A 2,415-nucleotide genomic window follows, 5' to 3' on the forward strand; every position below is an offset into this window, starting at 1 on the left:
CCGATCTCCCGGCTGCTGAAGCGGACCGTGAGCCGCTGACGCGGGGCGTGCGACACACCGGCGGGCCGGTCCCCAGGGGCCGGCCCACCGCGCTGTCCGGGGGCATTACACGCGCGTCGTGGCAGTGGCCCCACAAGGTTGGGTACGCGGAGGCGAAACCTGGGTGAACGGGCGCGGACGGGGTGACGAAGGGTCGCGGTGAGAGCGTAAACCCGGCCGGATGTCGTTCTAGTGTGCTGTGATCCAGCTGAGCCAGATCGAGGGGAACCTTGTGATCGACACGCCCGCGGACACGCGGGAAAACCCGACGGGCACCGTGGTCGGGGCAGTCCTGCCGCCGGCCACCGAAGAGCTGCCCCCGGCCGATCCGCCACAGCCGCCCAAGCGCCGGGAGAGCCGCCTGCGCGCCCTGGACGGGCTGCGCCTGGTCGCCGCGCTGATGGTGGCGGCCTACCACTACGGCGGCCGTGACGGCGACGTCGTCAAGGCGTGGGGCACCTCGCCGAGACACCAGTTCCCCACCCTGCACTCGCTGTTCTCGTACGGCTGCCTCGGCGTGCAGGTGTTCTTCGTGATCAGTGGCTTCGTCATCTGCATGAGCGGCTGGGGCCGCCCGCTGCGCTCCTTCTTCGCCTCCCGCGCCTCCCGGCTGCTGCCCGCGTACTGGGCGGCGATCCTCATCATCACCGGCGTCTTCGCGCTGCCGATGGTGGCGTACAAGGCGGCGGCGCCGAGCGATGTCCTGGTCAACCTGACCATGCTGCAGATGCCGCTGGGCGTCGACCGGGTGCTCGGCGTGTGCTGGACGCTGTGGGCGGAGATCCGCTTCTACGCCCTGTTCGCGCTGTGCGTGGTGCTGCCCGGCGCCAACCGGCGGCGCGTGATCATGTTCTGCGCCGGCTGGACGCTCGCCGCGGCGATCACCCAGGGCGCCAAGTCGCCGCTGCTCGACATCATCCTGATGCCCGAGTACGCGCCGTACTTCATCGGCGGCGTCGGCCTCTACCTCGTACACCGCGACCGCAAGGACGCCTACGCGTGGGGCATCGTCGCCGTCAGCTGGCTGATCGGCCAGCACTACGCGGTGACGAAGCTGTGGCACGCGCCCAACGACACGGCGTTCTCCAACCGGTCCGCCTGGGGCATCATCCTGGTCGTCACCTTCGGCTATGTCGCCGTCGCCGCGATCGCCCTCGGCTGGCTGCGCTGGGCGAACTGGCGCTGGCTGACGGTCGCCGGCGCGCTGACGTACCCCTTCTACCTCGTCCACGAACATCTGGGCTGGGTCGTCATCAAGGCCTACCACCAGTCCCTGGGCATCCCGTCGTACGCGACCGTCGTGCTCACCGTCTTCACGATGCTGCTCCTGGCATACGTACTGAACCGCGTCGTCGAGAACCGGCTGACACCGAAGCTGCGCTCACTGCTGTCGACACCACGCAGCTGACGGCAGAGGGAAAGCGGGCCGCACAACAGACACACAGGAATTGGCCCGGCGTTCACCCGGGAGCCCGTTTGGGCGGGTGCTGTCGGGCAGGAGCCGGGGTGTCCCGTACGGGCTCAGGCAGGCGAGCCCGTCCGCACCAGGGAGTGTTCTCCACGATGACCCTCGTACCAGGCACGACACGACCGCCCCGCCGGCTCGACGACGTTCCCGGCTGGTTTCCCGTTCTCGACCAGGTGCTCTTCGAATGGTTCCTGGACCGGCAGGACGTCACGGGAACGCGGGGCGATCTGCTGGAAGTCGGGGTGTACATGGGAAAGAGCGCGATCCGTCTCGGCCGGCACAGCCGGGACGGTGAGAACTTCACGGTGTGCGACCTCTTCGAGGGCGACGCCCTGGACGGCGCCAACCAGGCCGAGTCGACGAAGTCGTACAGCGCGCTCACCCAGCAGGTCTTCGAGGAGAACTACCTCGCCTTCCACGACACCCTGCCCCGGGTCCTGAAAGGCCCCAGCAGCATCGTGCCGGCCGAGGTCGCCCCGGCCAGCTGCCGCTTCGTCCACATAGACGCCTCGCACCTGTACGAGCACGTCCGCGACGACATCGGCGCGGCCCGCGAGGCGCTGCTGCCCGGCGGGATCGTGGTCCTGGACGACTTCCGCTCGGAACACACACCCGGCGTCTCCGTGGCCGTCTGGGAGGCGGTGCTCACCAGGGGCCTGCGCCCGATCTGCCTGAGCACCCAGAAGCTCTACGGCACCTGGGACGACCCGGGCCCCGTCCAGGACGAGTTGCTGGCGATGGTGCGCGGGCGCGAGGACTGCGCCCTCAGCATCCAGCAGGCCGCCGGACACCGCATCGTCCGCCTGAAGTCCAAGAAGGGCATGCAGGCCCCGCCCTTCCCGCCGTCCCGGTTCGCGCGCCGAAGGGCGGGGGCCGCGCCCGGGCGGTCGACAGCCCGGGTCCCGCTC

2 protein-coding genes are annotated in these 2,415 nt (G+C 69.8%); both read left to right on the forward strand.

The genetic code is table 11. The features are described from left to right. The first annotated feature begins 271 nt into the window (after positions 1-271). Positions 272-1,447 (forward strand): acyltransferase family protein, encoded by a 1,176-nt coding sequence (locus R6V09_RS50970; RefSeq protein WP_317888224.1) that lies wholly within the window; start codon positions 272-274, stop codon positions 1,445-1,447. Positions 1,448-1,602: 155 nt separating this feature from the next. Continuing rightward, a partial coding sequence (locus R6V09_RS50975; protein WP_317888225.1) for a class I SAM-dependent methyltransferase occupies positions 1,603-2,415 on the forward strand: 813 nt, incomplete at its 3' end.

Source organism: Streptomyces sp. W16 (genome assembly GCF_033194735.1).
GTDB lineage: Bacteria > Actinomycetota > Actinomycetes > Streptomycetales > Streptomycetaceae > Streptomyces.